The following is a 5,689-nucleotide window of genomic DNA, read 5'->3' as shown; positions in this document are numbered from 1 at the left end:
GGCGTTCGAGGGGTGTCCACACCCTCACCGCCGCTTACCCCAGTCGCCGCTTACCCCATAGCATCTGGATCACCCGCCTTCGCCTTCGCGGGTGATGACACCGTTCGATACGGCGGCACTGTTGCGAACCGCGTAGGCATTGTCAGCCTCTGCTCATTCGTTGGGCGAAGCGCTGCTGCGCGAAGCAGCACGCACGGCTCCTATCGCAAAGCAGCAAAGTGGAATCGATGCGCATTCAGTGAGTTGATTGAATCGCATCAACGGCGCGAATCTTGCTTGTAGTTTGACCTAAGAATTGGAACCGTCACTGACGCTTTCCGATCTGGCGACAAGGGAAAGGCCGATAAGCCATGAGGCTGGTCGACGCCAGTCTCGAGCCATCGACACTCGACGACCTCATCGCGCCGAGCCGCGAGCATTGTGTCCCAAAAATCCGAGCTGATGACGCTGGCCCAATCGCGCCGGCGCGAACGCTCGTCTTGCGGGTTCCAGTCGAGGCAATCGCCGGAAGACTTCTCATGCGACTTGGGAGGATGACGATGGAATCAAGAACATCCACGCGCCAAAGGCTCGTGACGTTGCTGGTCGCGCTGCTGGGAATTGCGCTGCTCTACCTCGCCCTCGGCGATGTTGCTCTCGCCGAGGATGCGGCGCCGCCGGCTTGCGGCGGCAAGATCCTCGAGAAGTGCACGCCCAATCCCGGCGATACCGCCTGGATGCTCACCTCCGTTGCGCTGGTGCTGATGATGACCGTTCCCGGGCTCGGGCTGTTCTATGGCGGCATGGTGCGCAAGAAGAACGTCGGCGACACCGTGATGACGAGCTTCGCGGTGACGTGCCTCGTCACGATCCTGTTCGCGCTCCTGACCTACAGCCTGGCCTTCCGCGCCGGCACGCCGTTCGTCGGCGGGCTCGACCGCATGTTCCTGAAGGACATCATGAGCGACATCGGCAAGGGCGGGATCGGCAATCCCAATCCGCTCGCGGCGACGATTCCCGAAAGCGTCTACATCTGCTTCCAGATGACGTTTGCCATCATCACGCCGGCGCTGATCGCAGGTGCCTTTGCCGAGCGGATGAAATTCTCCGCGATGCTCTGGTTCATCGGCCTGTGGGCGATCTTCGTCTATGCGCCGGTCGCGCATTGGGTATGGGGCCCCGACGGGATCTTCGCCTCCGGCAACGACGCCGCCTGGGTCAAGGTGCTCGATTTCGCCGGCGGGACCGTCGTGCATATCAACGCTGGCGTGGCTGGCCTGATGTGCGCCATCATGCTGGGCAAGCGCAAGGAGACCGGGCCGGCCCACAACATGGTGCTCACCTTCATCGGCGCCTCGCTGCTCTGGGTTGGCTGGTTCGGCTTCAATGCGGGTTCTGCGGTGACGGCGGGCATGCAGGCGGGCATGGCGATGCTGGTGACGCAGATCGCAACGGCCGTTGCAGGCTTCACCTGGATGCTGGTCGAGTGGTCGCTCAAGGGCAAGCCGACGGTCGTCGGCATCTGCTCGGGCGCGGTCGCAGGCCTCGTCGCCATCACGCCGGCGTCGGGCTTCGTCGGCCCGATCGGCGCCTTCGTGATTGGCATCGCAGCCGGCGTGCTCTGCTACTGGGGATGCACCGGGCTAAAGGCCATGTTCAGCTATGACGACGCGCTCGATTGCTTTGGCGTCCACGCCGTCGGGGGCATCGTCGGCGCGCTGCTCACCGGCATCTTTGCCGTCGAGCAATATGGTGGCACCGCGGGCGCGCTGGAGGGCAATCCCGGCCAATTCATCAACCAGTGCATCGGCGTTGCCACGGTGTTCGTCTATGACGCCGTCGTCAGCCTGATCATCCTCTATGTGGTCAAGCTGTTCGTCGGCTTGCGGGTGTCGGAGGATATGGAGCGCGATGGTCTCGACCTCGCACTGCATGGCGAGGTCGTGCACTAGAGCATGATCCGGAAAAGTGTGAAGCGGTTTTCCGAAAAGATCATGCTCAAACAACAACCTAATGCGCGATGATGATTCATCACGATCTCATCGCGCTTTAGATCGCCTCTAACAATAGTGAAGCAATCGGGGCATCCGCGCAGGCGCGGATGCCCCGGCACGGGAGAGGGAACGATGACCGAGATCTTTGCGCAAGGTGACCTGCTGATCGAGCGGGTAGGCGATGTGGCGCCATCGGGAACGCTCACTGACACCGCCGCAGGCGTGCCGCTGGTCCTGCTGGAGGGCGAAGCCACCGGACATTGTCATGCGATCCGCGAGCGCGTGACGCTGTTTCGCGACGATGATCTGGCGCGCGACATTCCGGCCGGGCTCTATATCGGGCATCTCCTGATCGGTGCGGCCTATGCGCGGGTGACGCATGAGGAGCATGCACCGCTCACGCTGCCGCGAGGGACCTACCGCGTGCGCCGCCAGCGCGAACTCGGGCCACGGGATGCGCGCGTCCTTGCCGATTAAGGAGGCGCTAACGGCGGAGCAAGCGGCGGCGCTGGGGGATTTTCGCGCGCGGTGGGTTGCCGTCCGGCGGTCGACGGCGCCTGCCGACCGCGGCGCGGCAGAGCAGGCGGTGCGGCTTGCCTATCATGTCGCAGGACTTGCGCCGCCGGTGCGCGTCGTCTGGTGCGACAGTCCGCTTGCGCTGGCCACGCTTGCCGGCCGGATGTCGCGCGACGCCGGCCGCAACGTCCGTTCCCGTCTCGTCGATCGTCTTCGCCGAATAGTCGCCTCGCTGGTTGAGGCGCGTGTCGATCGGAAGGTGCTTGCCACTGTTGAGAGCGCCGTCAATCCCGCCGATCCCCTTGTCGCCGCCGCGACCGATGCGGTGATGCGGAGCGTGCCGGAGCAGACTCTGACCGTGCTGGGTCATCTTCGCCGCTATGGCCTATCGTGGTCCGCTGTGTGCCAGGCGATGCTCGCCCCGCGGAGTTTTTCGTCCCTTGCCGGGGGGCCGCACGATTTGTCGTGGCTTGGCGTCTACGATTATCTCCGCGAGGTGGTTGGCCTGCGGGCCGAGACCGAGCCGCTGCGCGGCCTCATGCAGCTTGCGACCAGTGTCGGCTGGTTGCAGCCGCATGAGCACACCTGCTGGCTCGCGGAGCGGCCGAACCTGCTGTGCAGTGACGCGCGCGACCGCTTGCATCACGCCAGCGGTCCGGCGCTGCGCTATCCGGACGGCTGGTCGGTGTGGGCCTGGCGCGGGGTGGAGGTGCCGCGCTGGATCATCGAGCACAGCGAGCAAATCACGCTGGCCGCGATCGACGAGCAAGTGGATGTCCAGGTCCGCCGCTGCATGATCGAGATCATGACGCCGGAACGCTACGTCGCGCTCGGCGGCGCGACCCGCATCGCCGAGGACGAGACGGGAATTCTGTGGCGCCGAAACTGGCTCGCCGCGGACGCCTGGGCCGCGGTGGAGGTGGTCAACGCCACGCCCGAGCCGGACGGCACGCGCCGGCATTTCTTCCTCCAGGTGCCGGCCAATCTGCGCACCGCGCGCGAGGCGGTCGCCTGGACCTACGGGATGCGTGTGGAGGCGTATGCACACCTCGTGCAGAGAACTTGAAAGGCCAGGGCGTGTACTCATCAAGAGATTGGCCGACTGATGTCCGCTCACCCCCAACAGCGCGAAAAAGCGGACGTTGCCCGATGTCGCCGAAGGGTCAAGGATCGGGATAGGGGGACGTCTCGCGACGCCACCCCTCCCACACCACCGGGCATACGGGTCCGTACCACGGCGGTTCGATCGAGTTAAACCGGCACAGGCATGAAGATTCGGGGAAGACCAAGAGAATCGAACGCCTGATTGCGTAGGGCGTGTTGAACCGCCGGGTGTCCGGACATGCGCCAGAGTCCCGTCGGTGAACCGGCAGCGACCGATGCGGCGAACTTCGCGATGCCGAGGCGGCGAAGCTCCGTGAATCGGTTATGCCCGTTCCGCCATTGCCGCCAGAGATACATTCGCAATCTCCGGCGGATCCAGGCTTCCAGGTTTGTGAGCACGCGCGGGGTCTGGCAGAAGCCGAAGTACCCGCGCCATCCGATGAGGTATGGCGTGAGGTCTGCGATCATCTGTTGCAAACTGATCCCTCGCGTCCGGCATGTGATCTCCCGGATTCGGTCTTTGAATTTGTCGAGAGCTTTCGGCGCAATGCGTCGCTCGCTCCCGTCATTCGCAATGCTGAATCCGAGAAATTTACGTTCCTCGGGTCGCGCCACCGCGCTTTTGGCCTCGTTGACTTTCAAGCGGAGCTTGTTGGTCAGGAATCGGCTTATCGAGGCCCTCACTCTTTCGCCGGCGTGGAGGCTGCGAACATAGATGTTGCAGTCATCCGCGTAACGGCAGAACCGGTGACCACGTCGAGCCAATTCCTTGTCGAGGTCGTCGAGCACGATATTGCTGAGGAAGGGCGAGAGCGGACCGCCTTGCGGGGTCCCTTCGTCCACCGGTCGGACCAAACCGTCTTCCAATACCCCGGCATTCAGGAATGCCCGGATAAGCTTGAGCACGCGTTTATCAGGTATTCGTGCGGCGACGCGCGACATCAGGATGTCGTGGTTAACTCGGTCGAAAAATCTTTCCAGATCGAGATCAACCACTACGTTGTAGCCATCGGCGATGTAACGCTGTGCCTGGGCTACAGCCTGGTGGGCGGACCGCCCCGGCCGAAATCCGAAACTGTGCTCCGAGAACGTCGGATCCCATCGCTCTTGGAGAACTTGCAGCATGGCTTGTTGAATCAGGCGGTCGACGACACAGGGGACGCCGAGTTTTCTGATCCCGCAATCCGGCTTCGGGATTTCTACCCGTTTAACCGGCTGCGGCCGATAGTTTCCGTCGAGCAGTTGAGACCGAATGTTTGGCCAGTGCTCACGCAGGAAAGCCTTTGCGTCGTCGATGGTCATCCCATCAACGCCAGGGCTTCCTTTGTTCCTTTTAACACGCTTCCACGCTCTTTCGAGGTTCTCTCGGTCGCACACCTCCTCCATTAGTTGTTCTGTGAAAGTCGAGCTTTCGGTGGCTGATTTCGCCATGAATGGTTCGGTCTCCTCGTCACCGCGCGCCGGGGCTTCACCCCACTCCTTCGGTTCCAAGGCCAGCGCTTGCTGGTTGTTCTGCCGCTTTCTATTCACGAGATACCAGTCCTATTTGCTTCTCTCGATCGTTCGGGCCTTCGGCCATCGTTTCCGGCTCCGCCTATCTGTTTCTCCACCTTTCGGCCTTGGAGTGCCTCAATAGCTTTGCCGACAGCCTGACCTAATACGCCCTCTGCTGACTTCTGCCCGGCGGTCAGACGACCTCGCGGTCGTCTCAGTCGCCCGAGGGCGACGCCGGGCAGACCTCCCGGGGTAAGCTCAATCGCCTTCGGTGCACAACCGCCGGATCTACGCTTCGCATCCTTGATGGATCTGGACTTCGCGATGTGTCGCCCGCTCGTCCGACGCTTGCGCCTCATATCCGTTTTTTGTTCATCAGCTCGCACCTTTGATCCACGCTTCCTTCAGACCCCGCCTCGCGACGGCAGCCCTTGCGTTTCACTACCCCTTCACCTCCATCAGGTTGGGTGGAAGACTTTCACTTCCGAGCTATTGAGCATGCCCGGCACACGACTAAACCGCTCACGCGGTAGGGCGCCGCGGCTGGCGACGGAGCCAAGACGATAGCGCAATGGGGCGTCCTGTCTTGAGATCGAGGGGTT

At 62.8% G+C, this 5,689-nt stretch carries 4 protein-coding genes; 3 read left to right on the top strand and 1 reads right to left on the bottom strand.

Annotated features, from left to right (window positions below; all coding sequences use genetic code 11):
• Positions 1–533: 533 nt before the first annotated feature.
• The 3 genes from SO139_RS45280 to SO139_RS45270 all read left to right on the top strand — a co-directional run bounded on the left by SO139_RS45280 (position 534) and on the right by SO139_RS45270 (position 3,555).
• Positions 534–1,931: an ammonium transporter gene (locus SO139_RS45280; RefSeq protein WP_449384657.1), complete on the top strand. Its 1,398-nt coding sequence runs from the start codon at positions 534–536 to the stop codon at positions 1,929–1,931.
• A 174-nt stretch (positions 1,932–2,105) separates the two neighbouring features.
• Positions 2,106–2,450 carry a DUF8820 family protein gene (locus SO139_RS45275; RefSeq protein ID WP_449384658.1) on the top strand — a complete coding sequence of 115 codons (345 nt, stop codon included), beginning with the start codon at positions 2,106–2,108 and terminating at the stop codon, positions 2,448–2,450.
• On the top strand, positions 2,440–3,555 hold the full coding sequence (locus tag SO139_RS45270) for a DUF6745 domain-containing protein (RefSeq protein WP_449384659.1): 1,116 nt from the start codon (positions 2,440–2,442) through the stop codon (positions 3,553–3,555). Before SO139_RS45275 ends, SO139_RS45270 begins: the two co-directional genes overlap by 11 nt.
• Positions 3,556–3,740: 185 nt before the next feature.
• On the opposite strand, the gene ltrA is transcribed toward SO139_RS45270, so the two are convergent.
• Positions 3,741–5,123: a group II intron reverse transcriptase/maturase gene (gene ltrA, locus SO139_RS45265; RefSeq protein ID WP_474804932.1), complete on the bottom strand. Its 1,383-nt coding sequence runs from the start codon at positions 5,121–5,123 to the stop codon at positions 3,741–3,743.
• Positions 5,124–5,689 lie beyond the last annotated feature (566 nt).

Source organism: Bradyrhizobium sp. UFLA05-89, assembly GCF_059803475.1.
Note: the sequence above shows the minus strand (reverse complement) of the source record. Positions and strands in the feature narration are given on the sequence as shown.

Coding starts and splice junctions, on each gene's coding strand:
- SO139_RS45280 (WP_449384657.1), top strand. CDS start 534: ATGACGATGGAATCAAGAACATCCACGCGCCAAAGGCTCGTGACGTTG.
- SO139_RS45275 (WP_449384658.1), top strand. CDS start 2,106: ATGACCGAGATCTTTGCGCAAGGTGACCTGCTGATCGAGCGGGTAGGC.